The organism is Psychrobacter sp. DD43 (assembly GCF_904846555.1).
Classification (GTDB): Bacteria; Pseudomonadota; Gammaproteobacteria; order Pseudomonadales; family Moraxellaceae; genus Psychrobacter; species Psychrobacter cryohalolentis.
Genome location: NZ_CAJHBE010000002.1, coordinates 137,631 through 155,804, shown reverse-complemented (window position 1 = coordinate 155,804; position 18,174 = coordinate 137,631). Strand labels below are relative to the sequence as shown.

The following is an 18,174-nucleotide window of genomic DNA, read 5'->3' as shown; positions in this document are numbered from 1 at the left end:
AGAACTCAGTTGATCTGGGTTCTTTTTTTATGAATTATCATTTTAGGTCGTACACATCGTAACTGTTTATGCATTCTATTCGTTCATCATCTATTCGGCACGCAGCGCTTTTATCGTTATAATGAAGGTATCTTTTTACTCCATACTTACTGCAAAATATTTACTGACCAATACTTGCGACCCAAAACCTGATAAGTGACTCTCTATGACTGCCAACGATCACAACTCCCACTCGCCTATTAATCCCAATACGCTACCGAATTTTGCAACGATGCCCAATGTGGCGACAATGGACACCACGCATGTGGACAAAAACCAGCCACCTTTTATCTTGGTCGATGGCTCTTATTATCTGTTTCGTACCTATCATGCGCTGCCAAAAACCATGCAGAATTCGCAAGGGCTAGTCACCAATGCAATACGTGGCACGCTCAATGCACTTTTAAAGCTGATGCGCCGTTATCATCCAACCCATATGGCCGTTTGTTTTGATACCAAATCGCCAACCTTTCGTCATGCTATGTCAGAAGAGTACAAAGCCAATCGTCCAAAAATGGATATCGAGCTTGCCGAGCAGATTCCTTATATTCATCGTTTGGTCACCGCGCTTGGGATTCCACTGTTACGTATCGAAGGCGCAGAAGCGGACGATATTATCGGTACGCTCGCCTATCGTGCAGTTGCCGAAGGGCATCACGTGGTTATCTCAACTGGCGATAAAGACATGATGCAGCTGATTAATGACTGCGTAATATTAGAAGATAGCTTCACAGGCAAGATGACTGATAGCGCTGGCGTGGTTGAAAAATTCGGTATCAATCCTGAACAGATGATTGATTTTTTAACTTTGATGGGCGATTCCTCTGACGGTATCAAAGGCGTGCCCGGTATTGGTAAAAAGACCGCCAAAGACTTGTTAAATGAATATGGCACTATCGATAATATGCTCAAAAACGTCGCCAATATCAAAGGACGTGCTGGCAAAAACCTGCTCGAATATGCCGATGATATTCCGATGAACGCGCAACTGGCAACCATTGTCACTGATTTAGAAGTGGGGCAAGACTGGCAAGATTTAAAAATAAACACCGATCCTTGCGCCCACATCGATGAGCTACGTGAGCTATATAGTGAGCTCGAATTTAGAAATGAGTTAGCGTCACTTGATCACCCTAATCATCCTGCCAATGGCACGCAAAGTGTTGCTCATAGTCAAGCTGATGCTGAGTCACAAGCGCAAATCGCTAAATCCCTACAATCAAGCACCATCGGTGATATTACCGATAGCAAAATTCATGATAGAGCATGGCATACTATTTTAGACGAGCCTGCCTTTGACAACTTAGTTCAATTGTTAGCAGCTGCGCCGCATTTCGTTATCGATACCGAAACCACGAGTGTCTATTGGCGTCAGGCTGAATTGGTTGGCTTATCTTTTGCTGTGCAAGCACACGAAGCTTATTATATTCCGCTGACTCATGCGCTAGAAGGCGATGAATTAACAGCAAAACAGCTCGACCGCGATACCGTTTTGGCGCGTTTAAAGCCTATTTTAGAAAACCCAAACATCGGTAAAATCGGTCAACATTTAAAGTATGATGCCCATATTCTTAGCCTTTATGACATAAACCTCTTAGGCAATATTCATGACAAGCTCAACAATTGGGCGATGGATACCATGCTTGCCAGCTATGTGATTAATGCTGCCATTACCCGTCATGGCATGGATGATTTGGCACGGCATTACCTGCAAACGCAGACTATTAGCTTTGAAGATGTCGCTGGTAAAGGCGCTAAGCAAGTGAGTTTCGATCAAGTGGCGATTGATATTGCTAGCGACTATGCTTGTGAAGATGCTGACATTACTTATCAATTATTTGAGCTGTTTAGTCAAAAGCTTGCTGATGATACCAATAACGCTAAGCTACTACATGAATTAGAGATTCCAACCGCAGAGATACTGTGCCAAATGGAAGCAAACGGTATCTTAATTAGGCGTCCGTTTTTAAACGAGTTATCTAAACGCTTTGATGAAGAAATCATTGCCCTAGAAAAACGTGCGTACGAAGTCGCCGGTGAAGAGTTTAATCTTGGCTCTCCTAAGCAGCTTGGAGAGATGTTATTCGATAAGCTGGGCGTCGTGGGTGGCAAAAAAACCAAAACCGGTCAATATTCTACTGGTGAAGCCGTCTTATCAAAAATCGACCATCCTTTGGTCGATATTACTTTAGAGTATCGCGGACTCTCTAAACTTAAGAGCACCTATACCGATGCGCTGGATAATGTGGCAGATGCCAAGACTGACCGTGTGCATACCAGCTACCATCAAGCATTGACCAGTACTGGGCGCTTATCTTCGACTGATCCCAATTTACAGAATATTCCTATTCGTACTGCGACTGGTCGCTTGATTCGTCAAGCCTTTATCGCCCCAGAAGGTCGAGTGATATTGGCAGCGGATTATTCGCAAATTGAGCTGCGTTTGATGGCGCATTTCTCAGGTGATAAAAACCTAACTCATGCCTTTAATGAAGGGCTTGATATTCATGTTGCCACTGCCGCCGAAGTACTTGGTAAAGATGTTGCAGACGTTACCGCAACCGAGCGCCGTAATGCCAAAGCCATTAACTTTGGTCTGCTCTATGGCATGAGCGCCTTTGGACTTGCTAAACAATTACAGATGAGTCGCGGCGAAGCGCAAGACTATATCGATATGTATTTTGAGCGTTATCCTGGCGTCAAAGACTATATGATTAATACCCGTGCCAGCGCTTATGAGCATGGCTATGTCGAGACAATATTGGGTCGTAAGCTTTATACCCCTGATATCAATCATAGCAATCGTATGGTTAAACAAGGCGCTGAACGGGCAGCGATTAATGCGCCATTACAAGGCTCAGCGGCTGATTTAATTAAGCTTGCTATGATTGCTGTTGATAAAGTATTACCAAAAGAGCAAGCAAAAATGCTACTGCAAGTCCACGATGAATTGGTATTTGAAGTCGATGCCGACAAGGTCGATGAGATAAGCCAATTGATTACTGATGCTATGCAAGATGTCTTAACAGTGACAGCGGTTGAAAAAGGCTGGAATGTTAACTTTGCTGTGCCGCTATTGGTTGAGACAGATAGTGGTCAGAATTGGGATGAAGCGCATTGATTCTTAAGTAGATTTTGAGTACATGTCATGGTTTTTAAGACACTTGACACTCGCAGCGTAAACTAAAAAAACAGTCGCGTATCATCATTGTCGGTATAATAACCCTATCTTATTTTTTCACAAATTATCTTTTATCTTAAAGTGAGCCTCCGCGCTCACTTTTTTATCCTTAAAATCAGGAGCCCTTATTTTGGCTGTAGATGGCATTATCGAAATCCCCGGCATTATCTTACTGATAGCCTGTATATTACGTTGCACGCAATACGTGGTGCAGAGTGAAAGCAAGCAAGGTCTTTATTTTTGGCTGGCATCAGTATTGACGTTTTTTGCGGTTATCCGTCGCGAGTTAAACTACGTACCCGAGCTCTTTATTTCGAGCGATTTTTCACTGTTAAATCAGTCCTACGACTGGTGGGAAGATGCGGTGCTTCTTATGATTTATCTGCTTATTATCGGTTTACTAGCCTATACATGGCGATATCTGTGGGCAGTGTTCAAATCAGTGCCAGTTTATTTATATCTTATGATAGTGGGCTTGGCATTGCTAGAATATATGGGCGAAAACGCGATTATGATTCCTCAAGGTTTGGGAGAGATCGTTGAAGAAATGGCAGAAACCGGCGTTTACGCGATTGCATTGACCTACATATGGCGTTTTAAACCGCTTGTGTTTGAAAGACGCTTGCCACCTAATAAGCGCTATTCATCATGCCAAGCGTAGCAAACACTGGTCATGATAGCATTTGTCTTAGCGCTAACTTTTAATAGAGAGTTTGCTATACTAAAAATTAGCGCATTTTTTCAGGCATCATTTATCACCAATCATTAAGCGAGTCATTATGAATATATTCATTACGGGTGCATCACGCGGTATCGGTCTAGCGACAGCAAAACGATTGCTCGCAAAAGGTCATAGCGTCGGTCTTTTTGATATTGACACGGTTGAGCTTGAGCGTGCGATTGATGATAAAACTTTTAAAAAAGCGCTAAAAGGCAATCGTCTCGTCCATGGTCATCTAGATGTCATTGACCCTGAAGCATGGGATACAGCAATCGATCATATGCTGGAGAATTTTGGTGGTATTGATGTCTTGATTAATAATGCTGGCGTATTGGTGAGTGGCGCGTTGTCCAATACTGACTTGGACAAGCAATTATCATTGATTGATATCAATTGTAAAGGTGTGCTCATCGGCTGTCATAAGCTAGCGCCGCATTTAGCCGACAGCAAAAACGCCAAAATCATCAATCTCTCATCTGCCTCAGCGATATATGGTCAATCTGAAGTGGCACCTTATTCTGCCAGTAAATTCTTTGTCCGCGGTTTAACCGAAGGGCTAAACATTGAATACGCTGAGCTAGGTATCAAAGTGATTGATGTCATGCCATTGTGGGTAAAATCCGACATGACGAAAGACATCAAGGTCACCAGTATCGACCGTTTGGGCATCAATCTAACCGTTGACGATGTGGCTAAAACCTTGTGTAAATTAAGCGCTCAGCCGAATCGTAAACTGTCACGGACTCACTATCCTATTGGCTTTCCTGCGAAAATGCTACATACAGCGTCGCAAGTCGCACCTGACTCATTAATGCGCTTTATCAATAGTAAAATCGGTACTAAATAAATTTAGACTATAAAGTTCAAAAGTAACATGACAATATTGAAACGGCTACCAAGATTTGGCAGCCGTTTTTTTACAGTTGAATAAGCAACCTTCGTACATATTTTTAACATCCTGTGACACCTTACTACTAGAGGCAAGGATGATAAGCGGACAAAATAGCTATACGACCACCTTTGAACCCTAATAGGCTTGTTAACTATAAAAACTAAGGAAGACAGTATGGAACACTCAAAAACCCCGCTACCAGAAGAGATGAATCACATCGAAGGTGATGAAAATATTGATAATGATATCGATGAAGGTCAAGATAACCAAGGTAGCCAAGAGGTCGATTTAGACAATCCTATGCTGCATGTTATCGATAATGATGACTTTGACGATGATGCAGGATTTAATAATTCGCAAGTCGGAAGTGATGCAACCCAAGGTCTTACCCCTGTACATCATCAAAATATCGATGAATCACGTATTGATGAGTTGCTGGTTGAAGAGAATTTAGATGATAGCCATTACCCCAGTATTGCCGACATTGCTGACAAAGACGCGGCAAAACTAAGCCATGACAATGACTTTTAAAGAGTACTTTTAGAAAATTATTGATAAAAAAATACCGAACATGATGTTCGGTATTTTTTTGAATATTCATTTGATATTAAAAACGTTTATGCCCAACCATCCAGAGTCCCTGCCCAACCTTTTACCAATGGCGCACTCATTGCCTCTAACAAGTCTATATGTGCTTCATCAGCGTTGAGCGCTGGAATATAATGGTATTCTTGCCCGCCAGCATGCAGGAAAGTCTCGCGGTTTTCGATAGCCAATTCTTCCAAGGTTTCTAAGCAGTCTGCCGAAAACGCAGGGCTAAGAATCTGTACCGAGCGCACACCTGAGTTGCCCCACTCTTTGAGTACCACATCGGTATAGGGCTTAATCCATTCTTGCTTACCAAAGCGTGACTGGAAACTGATGATCCATTCATCTGGTTTTAGCCCAAGTTCATGAGCCACTTGTGCTGCCGTACATTTACAGCGCTTCGGATACGGATCGCCTTTATCAGCATAAGGCTGCGGAATACCGTGAAAGCTAAACATGAGCTTTTCAGGCTTGCCATGTACCGCTTGAAAACGACGGATGCTATCTGCTAATGCTTTAATATATAAAGGATGAGCAAAGTAATCTTTAACTATCGTTATATTGGGCAAATTACGCTGCTTCAGCGACCACTTAGTAATCGCATCATAAACCGCACCTGTTGAAGTCGCCGAATACTGCGGAAACACGGGTAACATGACGAAATGGTCAACCCCTTCGCTACGCAATTGATCCATGACATCAGGCAAACCCGGATTACCGTAGCTCATCGCGGCATGAACAGACACGCGAAATGGCGCAGCACGGTCAGCCAAACGCTTGTCTAACATCTCAACTTGCGCGTTAAGAATATTGCGCATCGGCGAATCGCCATCCCAAATACTGGCATATGCTTCTGCTACCCGTTTCGGGCGACTTGGCAGCACAAACAGATTGAGGATAATCGCCCATAAGAATTTTGGGATTTCAATCACGCGCGGATCGGACAAAAACTGTTTGAGATAACGACGGACAGCTGGCGCGGTCGGCTCATCTGGCGTACCAAGGTTGACAAGTAAAACGGCAATACGGGGAGGCAGGTCAGGTTTCATAGCAGCACTGTTTTATGGTTAAGTTGATGAAGGAAGCTCTACAAAAGATTGTTAAGACAGTATTCAATGAGCACGCCGTTAGTGTAGCATTTTAACCCTTTATAACGCATGGCAAAAGTGTCCTTGTACAATTTGACACGCAGTTATCACTACTTGCCTACGTCGATAGCGCCTAAAACCTGTAGCAATGGCCCAGCATTTTTTTCGATTGGCTTAATAACATAAAAACTAAGTATGAAAGGCTGCGCTTGAAGGTTGTACTCATATGCGCATCGCCCTACAATAGGCAAGCACATGGTCAAAAAAATAGTGTAGATAAAACGTTTTTAGTAAACCATTCAAAAATATCGGCTAAACGAGTTGTCGATACAGTGTCCTTCTTATTTTATTGATGATTGTTGTCTTGTGAGGTAGCTTTGAACGCACGCCCTGATAATACCAGTGACCAGTCCGCCACAGATAAAAGCAATGCTAAAGGCAATGCTAAAAGCTCAATCAACACTGAGAAATTATTGAACTCAGTCGGAGTCGTCACGCCCCAGACTCTTCATTTCGCTGAGCCATTAACTCTAGAGTGTAATCGCACTTTACCATCATTCGATTTGATTATCGAAACCTATGGTACGCTTGATAGCGACAAGTCAAACGCTGTGCTGATTTGCCATGCCCTATCAGGCAGTCATCATGCAGCAGGCTTTCATAGCGATGAGGATCAAAAAGCTGGTTGGTGGGACAATATGATCGGACCCAATAAGTCCATCGATACCAATCGATTTTTTGTGGTCTGCGTTAATAATATCGGTAGCTGCTTTGGCTCTACTGGTCCCACGACGATAAATCCAGATAGCAGTCAAGCACAAGTATATGGACCTGACTTTCCTCTAGTCACTATCAAAGACTGGGTCAAGACCCAAGCCATGCTTTCAGATCGCTTGGGCATTGACGTCTGGCATGCCGTCGTCGGTGGCTCAATGGGCGGTATGCAAGCGCTGCAATGGTCAGTAGATTACCCAAACCGTTTAAAACGCTGCGTGGTCATTGCCAGTACGCCCAAGCTGTCTGCGCAAAATATTGCCTTTAATGAGGTGGCACGCCAGTCTATTTTATCTGATCCTGACTTTAAAGACGGACGCTATCTGCTAGCAGGCACTTACCCTCGCCGAGGGCTTATCCTTGCGCGAATGGTAGGACACATTACCTATCTAACTGACGATGCAATGAAAGCCAAGTTTGGCCGTGATTTAAAGTCCGGCAAGTTTATGTATGGCTATGATGTTGAGTTCCAAGTCGAAAGCTATCTGCGCTATCAAGGTGAGCGCTTTAGCGAAAATTTCGATGCCAATACCTATTTGCTCATGACCAAAGCACTGGATTACTTTGACCCGACACGGGATTATCCATTAGAGACTGCTATAGATTCGTCGCCAGAATCTTTAGCCTCGTCCCTTGCTGAATCTGTAAAAGCGGACAGTAGCGAAGACGAGCTAGCAAATACTTTAGCGGACAGTGCGGATATCGACAACATAAGTGCAAGCAATCATCAAGAGCTGACCGCATTGAAAGCCGCCTTTGCCCATACTGAATGCCAGTATCTGATTGTGTCATTTACCACGGATTGGCGTTTTGCTCCCGAGCGCTCACAAGAGATTGTCGATGCGCTGATGGCGACTGGTAAACCGGTGAGCTATATCAATGTCGATGCGCCGCACGGGCATGATTCTTTCTTATTTGATATTCCGCGTTATATGGGCGCTGTCAAAGGCTTCCTAAATGCACCATTTATGACTGATAACCGCGACCAAAACAGTCAAAAAACATTAGGAGCGCGCTCATGAGAATGGATCATCAATTGGCTGAGCGTTGGATTGCCCCACACTCACATGTGCTTGACTTAGGCTGTGGTAATGGCGAACTGCTCGCGCATTTACAGCAAAATCGCGGCGTAACGGGTTATGGACTTGAGATTGACGAGGACAAAATCAATGAAGCCATCGCCAATGGTTTATCCATTGTTGAGCAAGACTTGAATGACGGCTTGGCGCGTTTCGCTGATAATAGTTTTGATACTGTAGTAATGGCACGTGCACTACAAGCAGTCAAATCGCCTGATATACTGTTGCTTGATATGCTGCGCGTCGCTCGTGAAGCAGTTATTACTTTTCCTAATTTTGCCCATTGGCAGAACCGAATACATTTGGGTTTGAAAGGTATTATGCCGGTCTCAGAAGCGCTGCCTTATGAGTGGTATAACACCCCAAATATTCATCTATGCACCTTTAAAGATTTTGAGAAACTGTGCGCGCAGCATGATATTCATATTATCAATCGTTTTGCCGTCAGTGATTCTGAAAAAGGGCATTCACCGTTGATGACAGCATTGATAAGACAAGCGCCAAACCTATTGGCAGATGTCGCTATTTATCGCGTCACCAAACAAAAACCTAAATGATATTTGCTCCTGCTAGCTCTTATTAAAAGTAATATTGACACCCATAGGTACATTTTTAACCTTAATAGAGTCTTAATCTATTCTTACACCTAAGTAACTCTATGATTTTATTGAGGACAACGAGGTATAGATAGGCAGTAAATCGTGTAATTAGTATTTGAGTTTCGTAAGTTTGGGTGTTAAGCTAGCGAAATAGTGTCAACTGCACCCCGATTAATACCGTTTGTCGGCTTTATTGGAATCTATTGACACATGATAACGATTAATTATATTGCTAATAATTAGGTAAGTTGGTCTTGTAAGATGTCGCCTAATTGTTATCGCCGTCTAACTGTCTTTAGCGAGACAATGTTTAGCGGGACAATTTTTTTTGCTTATTAACTGCCTAATTTTGGAGCTGCTATGAAAGTATTAAAAGCTGCGTTGTTTACTGCCATTTTTTCTTGTGCAGGTTTTGCCAACGCTGAGTTAATATCAAACGTACCACTTGATACGTCACGTTTTGAGCTAATGCCTATTAGCGAGCTATCTAATCGCGCGGCTCAAGGTAATGATCATGCTCAATTTTATCTGGCCAAGCGTTTGCAAAAAGGCGAAGGCATTGCTCAAAATACCAAACAAGCGGTTCAGTGGTATACCAAAGCGGCTCAGCAAGGCGTTGCCCCTGCTCAGCTTAACTTAGCCATCATGTACTTGCGCGGTGAAGGTGTACAACCAAACCTACAACAAGCGCGTGGTTGGTTAGAAAAAGCCGCTATGCGTGGTGATAACCGTGCTAGCTATACGCTTGCCTTGTTAGATGAAAAGCAAAAAAATCTAGTCGATGCTTATAAATGGTACGACTTGGCTGCCCGTGATGGCATGCTCGATGAAAAAGTCCGTAATAAAGCCCGTGGCAAAATTGGTCAATTGGCATTAAACTTATCCAGTGCTGATATCGCTAGTGCTCGCAGCAAAGCAGATACTTGGTTTCAGAGTAAATAAGCTTTAATTTACTTTCTACAATGAATATGCAAAAAGCTCAGTATTTTACTGGGCTTTTTTATTGACTGTTTTTATCCTCGCCTATATCTGGCTTAAGAAGGATAAAACACCCAAAATATTCCTAAAATTTGTTAAACTGCGCCAGTATTTAGTCAATTCCACAATTATACTAGTGTTATGAATTTACATAATCCCTAAAACCCAATGCACTAGGTTTGCGACCTAGCCAGCAGGAGAAAAACATGAGTATCAACAAAGAAACCGCGATAACTGACAACAATTCAGCCCCTGTATACGATAGTATGACCAATAATATTGTCGTTGCCGCTCTTTATAAGTTTACGCGCTTTGCTGACTTTGAACAATATCGCGACCCAATTCTAAATACCATGCTCGATAACGACGTCAAAGGTACGTTGCTAATCGCTAGTGAAGGTATTAATGGAACGATTTCTGGCACACGCCAAGGTATCGATAATGTCCTAGACTATCTGCGTAGTATCGAAGAGATTGGCAGTTTTACTTTTAAAGAATCTTATACCGATGCCCAGCCTTTTTATCGCACCAAAGTAAAGCTTAAAAAGGAAATTGTTACCATGGGTGTGGAAAATATCGACCCATTGCAATCGGTAGGGCGCTACGTAAAGCCAAGCGACTGGAATGCCCTAATCTCAGACCCTGATGTCATCCTGATTGATACGCGTAATGATTATGAAGTAAAAATTGGCACCTTTAAGAATGCGGTCAATCCTAATACCGAAACGTTTCGTGAATTCCCAGAATACGTGGCAAAAGAGCTAGACCCAAGCAAGCATAAAAAAGTCGCCATGTTCTGTACGGGCGGTATCCGCTGCGAAAAATCAACGGCATTTATGCGCGAGCAAGGTTTTGAAGAGGTTTATCATTTAGAGGGCGGCATTTTAAAATATCTAGAAGAAATACCTGCCGGCGATTCTATGTGGGAAGGCGATTGCTTCGTCTTTGATAACCGTGTCTCAGTCAATCACAACTTAGAAAAAGGTAGCTATGAGCAGTGTTTTGCCTGTCGTATGCCGATTACGCAAGATGAGATGCAAAGCCCTGCCTACATAAAGGGTGAGTCATGTCCGCACTGTATCGATAAAGCGACTGACGAGCAAAAAGCACGCTTTCGTGAGCGTGAGCATCAAATGCAATTGGCACAAAAACGTGGTGAAGCCCATATCGGTAGTGACGTCATTGATGTCATTGAGAAGCGCAAAGCAGCTAAGATCGAAGCTCGCCGTCAAGCAGACGCAGCCAATAAAACTAAAGCTGGCTAAATTTATGCCTTAAAGACATAGAAAATGCGATAAAAAAAAGAGAGGCTCTTATGAATAGAGCCTCTCTTTTTTGTTATTCGCTATTTATAGCGCTAACTATAAATTCAAACTGTTATTACAAAACTTAAAACAAAATACGCACACGAATTGTCTCTTGAACGTCTTTTAGCTGATCTAAAGCCGCGGTTGAGTCATTATAATCGACATCCATAACGAGATAGCCGACATCGCCTTCTGTCATCAAGCTCTGCGCCAAGATATTGATATTTGCTTCAGCAAACAGACGGTTAATCTGTGACAGGACGCCTGGTACGTTTTTATGGATGTGTAGCAGGCGATGCGTGCCTTCTTTAAACGGAATCGATACTTCTGGGAAGTTGACCGCCGTTGCTGTATCGCCTTGGTCAGAATATCGCACAAATTTATCTGCAACTTCCAGTCCAATATTTGCCTGTGCTTCTTGCGTTGAGCCACCGATATGCGGGGTCAAAATGACATTATCGAACTTACGCAGTGGTGACTCAAACTCTTCGTCAGCAGATTTTGGCTCTTTTGGGAACACATCAATTGCTGCACCCAAGATTTTGCCAGATTCAAGCACGGCAGCAAGGTCATCAATCTCGACACAAGTACCACGCGCAGCATTGATAAAGTAGCTGCCGTCTTTCATATGCGCAAACTGCGCCGCGCCCATCATGTAGCGTGTGCTTGGCAGATCAGGTACATGCAAAGTCACGATATCAGCAGTAGATAACAGCTCTTCTAAGCTAGCTACTTGTACTGCATTACCTAGTGGCAGTTTGGTCAAGACATCATGATAGATAACTTTCATACCAAAGCTTTCAGCCAATACAGACAGCTGCGAGCCAATAGATCCGTAACCGACGATACCGATGGTTTTGCCACGTACTTCATGTGAGTTAGTCGCAGACTTACCCCAACCACCGCGATGTACAGTGGCACTCTTTTCAGGGATACCGCGATAGAGCATGATGGCTTCAGCAAGTACCAACTCAGCGACCGAACGGGTGTTTGAGAATGGCGCATTGAAGACCGGAATACCGAATTCACGAGCAGCATCTAAGTCTACTTGATTGGTACCAATACAAAAGCAACCAATGCCGATAAGCTTATGTGCATGCTGAAGCACTTCACGCGTCAGCTGCGTGCGCGAGCGAATACCAATAAAATGAGCATCTTTAATCTTTTCAATCAGCTCATCTTGATCCAATGCATGACTGATATTTTCAATGTTTTGATAACCAGCATCTTTTAATACTTTTAAAGCATTGTCGTGCAGACCTTCAAGCAATAAAAACCGGATTTTGTCTTTTTGGAGTGATAACGCCATGTGAGAACTGTCCTATAATTGTCTTATAAAAATCATCTGAGGGATAAGCTTGGATGAATGAAACGAAAAGAGTCTGGATATCTTACACAAAATTGGGCGGCGATGTTAGCAGATTAGATGAATTATTGGTTATCAATCCTGAAAACTTTTTATGCTATAGTGAATCCTGCTATCCAAATGAGAAAGCACCCCTTCTTTATGCTATGTACGCATATACAGAGGCAAACTAATAACACTCTACGATTGCGACGACTATTAAATTGCAATAATATACATCGTTAATATTCCCTTAATAACATACACCATTAAACACGTTTAGTTATAGCCATTTGGTTATATGATAATTCCCATAATAATCCCCTCTATGCATAGCACTCACGTTGATACCGAGATTTGACCATGACTTCTTTATCTAGCCAAGCCCTATCTGAAACCTATACCGCGGCTGTCCAGACCCTATTAAATTCGCTGATTGACGCCCATCAGTTTGATGCCAGCCAAATTAAAACTGATAGCGAAAGCTTAGAGCATTGGGGTAAAGACTGGACCAAGCACTTTGTACCCGCACCTGCGGCTATCGTCTTTCCAAAGACTACTGAGCAAGTGCAAGCGATTGTACTGCTTGCCAATGAGCATGATGTGGTATTGACGCCAAGTGGCGGTCGTACGGGATTGTCTGCGGGTGCAGTCGCTGCCAATGGTGAGATTGTGGTCAGTATGGATAAGATGAACCATATCGGACAATTTTATCCTGCCGATCGTATGGTTGAGATTGAAGCCGGTGTGGTCACGCAGCAGTTGCAACAGTTTGCTGAATCGAAAGATCTCTACTACCCTGTCGATTTTGCTTCTGCTGGCTCCAGTCAAATCGGTGGCAATATTGGCACCAATGCTGGCGGCATCAAAGTTATCCGCTATGGTATGACCCGTCAATGGATCATGGGGCTGACTGTGGTGACCGGTAAAGGTGATATCTTGCAACTTAATCGCGGTATGGTCAAAAATGCTACTGGCTATGACTTACGTCAATTGTTTATCGGTAGCGAAGGCACACTTGGCTTTGTCACTCATGCACAAATCAAACTTGAGCGTCAGCCGCAAGACTTAAACGTCATGGTGCTTGGCATGGACAGCTTTAATGATGTGATGAATGTGTTATCTGCCTTTCAAGCACAGATTGATTTGACCGCGTTTGAATTCTTTGATGATGTGGCAATTGATAAGCTGATGGCACACTGTCAAGTACAAGAGCCATTTGAATCGCGCACCAAATTCTATACGCTATTAGAATTTGAAGCACCTTATGAGCCTATCATGGATAAAGCCATGGCGATATTTGAGGAGTGCATGGAACAAGGCTGGGTCGTTGATGGGGTGATGAGTCAGAGTCTCGCGCAAGCAGAAGAGCTATGGAAGCTACGCGAATATATCTCTGAGACCATCTCAGTATTTACCCCGTATAAAAACGATGTTTCGGTACTTATCAGTCATGTACCTGATTTTATCGATGAGATTGACCATATTGTCAGCAGCAACTACCCTGACTTTGAGGTCTGCTGGTTTGGTCATATCGGTGATGGCAACTTGCATCTTAATATCTTAAAGCCTGAAAATATGAGTAAAGACGATTTCTTTAGCGAGTGTCAGGTTGTTAACAAGTACGTGTTTGAGACGGTACAGAAATATGGTGGTTCAGTCTCTGCTGAGCATGGCGTTGGTATGACTAAAAAGCCGTATCTACATTATAGCCGCAGCGAAACTGAGATTGAGTATTTAAAAGAGGTCAAAAAAGTCTTTGATCCCAATAATATTATGAACCGTGGTAAGATTTTCGATATGTAAGGCGTTTTTACTCCTGATATATCTTTAATTATTAAAGATATATAGAAAGACGCTCAATCGATAAGATTAGCGTCTTTTTTTATGCTCAAATAACACTAGTACGATATATTTAAGTGAATCGCCTATATCTTTCTAAAGTGGCATAAACTATACATACAGCAGTGCTAAACCTGCGACGAGCAGCACACTCAAAAAACCCTGGACAACTAAAAAAGCCTGATGCGGCGCAGCGACATGGCGCACCATATTACCTAGCGCATTGTAAGTGATGCCCGCTGCATTGATATGAGGCGGCGTATCAAAATTTTTGATCACTTGTAAGAATAATTCGGTATGATCGGGTCTCCAATCGTGGGGCGAAAATGGCAAAAACGGTGATAGCTGTGCCGCTTGTTTTTTGGTTGCAGGTGACCATAACCAACGTTCCAAACACAGTAAGCGCATACGCCAATCAGAAAAACTGCGCTGCTTGATGACTTGCACTAATAGCACTTGAATGTTTTTATGACGGGTATCGACATATATACGCTGAATTAGCGTCAGTACTTTGGCCTTTTCACCCTCAATGCATTGCAAAAAATGCCCATTGCCATAGCATAACGTGCCTGTAATACCCTGCTGCTGATTATAATTACGCGCATGACTTTCTACTTCTTCGAATATCGTCGTACTAAAACGCGAACTAAGCGTCATGCTACTGACGTACACCAATTGCACCAGTGCAGTATCTTCAATGTCATCTAATGTTTTAAAAGCAGCAGTATGAATTTCAGGCGTCATTAAAAATTCCTAACGGGTTAATATTAAATATGAGCAAGGAAAAACAACCAAATAAAATTAAGTATAAATTTATCAAATGATGTCTCGACGAGGCAGAAAGACTCACAAAAACCTAGCAAATCTTTACGACGTTTGACTGTCATTAGCTGACGAGCTTGATATCATACCAGTCGACATTTACTTCAATAAAACTATAATCAGCAGTCAATGTACGTCAAAAGGCAGCCAAAGCACCCTTGAAGTGCGATAGAGCCACTTGCAAACTTATAAAAATGCCTCATTAAAATAGATCATATGAGAAACGATCCTTATAACTTATTGTAAATACACAGATAAATGATTGTAACGATTCTCACAGCCTATTGGTATATTTTTCTCAACATTGTTATGCCGAAACCTTGTCCTTAAGTTGAGAATTAAGTTTGCCGTTATTTATCCCACTTATATAAAAATTAGTCACAAGATGTGTCTTACCTTCATTTATCAATATCACTTATCAACACCCGCATACAGAAACAACAGACAGGAATTTTATGAGTAAGATAGAAAAACCAGAAGACTTTCATTTAACGATTGCTGAGATTAAGAAAAAAGACTACCCGCAACTAAAAGCGTTAATGGATCGAGTCTATGTCAATTTAGGCGGCGCATGGTCAAAAAATACAATTCATACTTTGATTGACGCTTTCCCAGAAGGGCAGATTGCTTTATTTGATCACGACGAGCTGATTGGTATCGTATTGTCTATGCGCGTTGATTATGCAAAGTTCTCTAATCCACATACCTATGATGACTTGATTGGTCATAAAGAGATTATCAGAGACAATCCTGAAGGCGATGCTATCTATGGTTTAGACGCTCTCATTGACCCTGAATATCGTGGTTATCGCTTGGGTCGCAGGCTGTATGATGCCCGTAAAGAGCTTTGTCGTCAGTTGAACTTCCGAGCTATTTTAGCTGGTGGTCGTATTCCAAACTACCATAACCATCAAGATTTAACGCCCGGTGACTATATCGATGCGGTTGCCTCACGCGAAATTCATGATTCTGCGCTTTCATTCCAATTATCGAATGGTTTTATCGTCAAGCGCATTTTGACCGCTTATTTGCCAGATGACAAACAGTCTAAAGGTTTTGCGACCTTACTTGAGTGGGCAAATATTTATTATGAGCCAAAAGACTACAAGCCAAATACTCGCAAATCTGAGGTTCGTATTGGCGGTATTCAGTGGCAGATGCGTGAAGTTGAATCGCCAGAGGAACTACTGCAACAGGTTGAATTCTTTGTTGATATCATGGCAGATTACAACTCTGACTTTGCCTGCTTACCGGAATTTTTTAACGCGCCATTGATGGGATTGTGTGAATCGACCGATCAAAACGTTGCGATTCGATTTTTGGCAGGCTATACCGAATGGTTTAAAAATGAGATATCGCATCTGGCTGTCAGCTATAACGTCAACGTCATTACTGGCTCTATGCCCTACTTGGATGAAGAAGATACCTTATTCAATGTCAGTTATCTGTGTCGCCGCGACGGTACGGTAGAAGAGCAACGCAAAATCCATATTACTCCGCATGAGCGTAGCGCGTGGGTAATTGAAGGCGGTGATGAAGTTAAGGTGTTTGATACTGATGCCGGTCGTATCGGTATTTTAGTCTGTTATGACGTTGAATTCCCTGAACTTGCCCGCCTAATGGCACTTGATGATATGGATATTTTGTTTGTGCCATTTTGGACCGATACTCAAAACGGCTATCTACGCGTACGCCACTGCGCCCAAGCGCGTGCGATTGAAAACGAATGCTATGTGATGATTTGCGGCTCAGTTGGTAATTTACCACAAGTTGAAAGTCTCGATATTCAATACGCGCAGTCTTCTATCTTCTCGCCATCAGATTTTGCTTTCCCGCATGATGCGATTATGGCTGAAACGACGGCGAATACCGAGATGGTATTCTTTTCAGATGTGAATTTAGACAAGCTTATTCATGTCCGTAATGAAGGTTCGGTACACAATCTACTTGATCGCCGTGACGATTTGTATAGCTTGAAATGGAAGAGAAAATCTAAAATATCAGCCAGTAAATTGAGCGATGATGAGCTTCGAGAAAACTCTGGTAGCGTGCTTTTAGGCGATCCATTACAAAACCGTGCGCAAAAGCCTTAAGTGAGGAATATCCAACCATTAATTAATAGCATACTTAATTAATGAGACTCTTAATATTTTAATCATACGGCTGACTATTCAGCCGTATATTTTTATCTATTAAAAACTATAGTCAATTCCAAATAAAACAAATACGTTATGTTCCATCGCAGTACTGGTATAAATTTTTCTGGCGTGCTGTGCCTACGCCGACAGAGGCTGCGTAAAATTCATCCCAGTCTTACTGTATAGCTTTAATACTGAATTCACTATACTTATAAAAGCCACCGAGCAAAAAAGCAGCCATTATGACGACTGAGAGACCTAAAAAGACACCCAAGCAAAAAGCACTGTCACTTATTAAAACTGTGCTGCTCTACGGCTTGGTATTTGCCATTATTTATACTGCTGTTAACTGGTGGCGACAGCCGGTCATGCCAGCCGATCCACAGTTGCAATTGATGGATTATCAAGGGCAGAGTATTGATTTGGCAGCAATGAGTGCAGACAAACCCACGCTGGTCTATTTTTGGGGTACGTGGTGTCCGATATGTAGCGTGACCTCACCTAATATTAATGCGTTGGCTGCAGAAAATAACTATCCAGTCGTTACTGTTGCTATCAAGTCCGGCTCTGACCAAGAGTTACACAGCTATCTTAAGCAAAACAATTATAATTTTAATACTGTAAACGATAAAGAAGGCGCTATCTTTGATGATTGGCAAGGGCAAGTCACGCCCTCTTATGTCATATTAAAAAATGGCGTGATGAGCCAAGGGCTTACAGGCATTCAACCATTATGGTCATTAAAACTAAGACTGTGGCTGTCGTCAGTTTTTTAGGGCTG

Annotated in this window: 14 protein-coding genes; 11 read left to right on the top strand and 3 right to left on the bottom strand. The window is 42.5% G+C overall.

The window, feature by feature from the left end; translation table 11 throughout:
* Positions 1–205 precede the first annotated feature (205 nt).
* From polA to JMX89_RS01770, 4 genes are all read left to right on the top strand, one after another.
* Complete coding sequence (gene polA / locus JMX89_RS01785) at positions 206–3,160, top strand: DNA polymerase I (protein WP_201550618.1); 2,955 nt, start codon at positions 206–208, stop codon at positions 3,158–3,160.
* Between the two features lie 190 nt (positions 3,161–3,350).
* The gene (locus tag JMX89_RS01780) at positions 3,351–3,881 is read left to right on the top strand and encodes a hypothetical protein (RefSeq protein ID WP_201550615.1); all 531 of its coding nucleotides are present in this window, start codon (positions 3,351–3,353) and stop codon (positions 3,879–3,881) included.
* A 118-nt stretch (positions 3,882–3,999) separates the two neighbouring features.
* Complete coding sequence (locus JMX89_RS01775; protein WP_201550613.1) at positions 4,000–4,788, top strand: SDR family oxidoreductase; 789 nt, start codon at positions 4,000–4,002, stop codon at positions 4,786–4,788.
* Positions 4,789–5,007: 219 nt separating this feature from the next.
* Positions 5,008–5,364, top strand: a complete 357-nt coding sequence (locus JMX89_RS01770) for a hypothetical protein (protein WP_020442752.1) — start codon at positions 5,008–5,010, stop codon at positions 5,362–5,364.
* Between the two features lie 86 nt (positions 5,365–5,450).
* Here the strand turns inward: JMX89_RS01770 and hemH are convergent, their stop codons facing one another.
* Complete coding sequence (gene hemH, locus JMX89_RS01765) at positions 5,451–6,470, bottom strand: ferrochelatase (protein WP_201550611.1); 1,020 nt, start codon at positions 6,468–6,470, stop codon at positions 5,451–5,453.
* Between the two features lie 512 nt (positions 6,471–6,982).
* On the opposite strand from hemH, the gene metX reads away from it, so the two are divergent.
* From metX to JMX89_RS01745, 4 genes are all read left to right on the top strand, one after another.
* Positions 6,983–8,305: a homoserine O-acetyltransferase MetX gene (metX, locus tag JMX89_RS01760; RefSeq protein WP_201550719.1), complete on the top strand. Its 1,323-nt coding sequence runs from the start codon at positions 6,983–6,985 to the stop codon at positions 8,303–8,305.
* Positions 8,302–8,919 (top strand): methionine biosynthesis protein MetW, encoded by a 618-nt coding sequence (metW, locus tag JMX89_RS01755; protein ID WP_011512781.1) that lies wholly within the window; start codon positions 8,302–8,304, stop codon positions 8,917–8,919. Before metX ends, metW begins: the two co-directional genes overlap by 4 nt.
* Positions 8,920–9,321: 402 nt before the next feature.
* Positions 9,322–9,903, top strand: coding sequence for a tetratricopeptide repeat protein (locus JMX89_RS01750; protein WP_201550609.1), 582 nt, complete (start codon positions 9,322–9,324; stop codon positions 9,901–9,903).
* A gap of 302 nt (positions 9,904–10,205) precedes the next feature.
* Positions 10,206–11,204, top strand: coding sequence for a rhodanese-related sulfurtransferase (locus JMX89_RS01745; protein WP_201550716.1), 999 nt, complete (start codon positions 10,206–10,208; stop codon positions 11,202–11,204).
* Positions 11,205–11,328: 124 nt separating this feature from the next.
* On the opposite strand, the gene serA is transcribed toward JMX89_RS01745, so the two are convergent.
* Positions 11,329–12,555, bottom strand: coding sequence for a phosphoglycerate dehydrogenase (gene serA / locus JMX89_RS01740; protein ID WP_011512778.1), 1,227 nt, complete (start codon positions 12,553–12,555; stop codon positions 11,329–11,331).
* A gap of 399 nt (positions 12,556–12,954) precedes the next feature.
* Between serA and JMX89_RS01735 the strand changes: the two genes are divergently transcribed.
* The gene (locus tag JMX89_RS01735; RefSeq protein ID WP_201550606.1) at positions 12,955–14,397 is read left to right on the top strand and encodes an FAD-binding oxidoreductase; all 1,443 of its coding nucleotides are present in this window, start codon (positions 12,955–12,957) and stop codon (positions 14,395–14,397) included.
* A gap of 147 nt (positions 14,398–14,544) precedes the next feature.
* Here JMX89_RS01735 and JMX89_RS01730 read toward each other — a convergent pair whose 3' ends face one another.
* Positions 14,545–15,177 (bottom strand): BLUF domain-containing protein, encoded by a 633-nt coding sequence (locus JMX89_RS01730; protein WP_201530772.1) that lies wholly within the window; start codon positions 15,175–15,177, stop codon positions 14,545–14,547.
* A gap of 533 nt (positions 15,178–15,710) precedes the next feature.
* Here JMX89_RS01730 and JMX89_RS01725 point away from each other — a divergent pair.
* Both JMX89_RS01725 and JMX89_RS01720 read left to right on the top strand, forming a co-directional pair.
* Positions 15,711–17,348 carry a carbon-nitrogen hydrolase family protein gene (locus JMX89_RS01725; protein ID WP_201530774.1) on the top strand — a complete coding sequence of 546 codons (1,638 nt, stop codon included), beginning with the start codon at positions 15,711–15,713 and terminating at the stop codon, positions 17,346–17,348.
* 287 nt (positions 17,349–17,635) lie between these two features.
* Positions 17,636–18,169: a protein disulfide oxidoreductase gene (locus tag JMX89_RS01720; RefSeq protein ID WP_201530776.1), complete on the top strand. Its 534-nt coding sequence runs from the start codon at positions 17,636–17,638 to the stop codon at positions 18,167–18,169.
* Positions 18,170–18,174 lie beyond the last annotated feature (5 nt).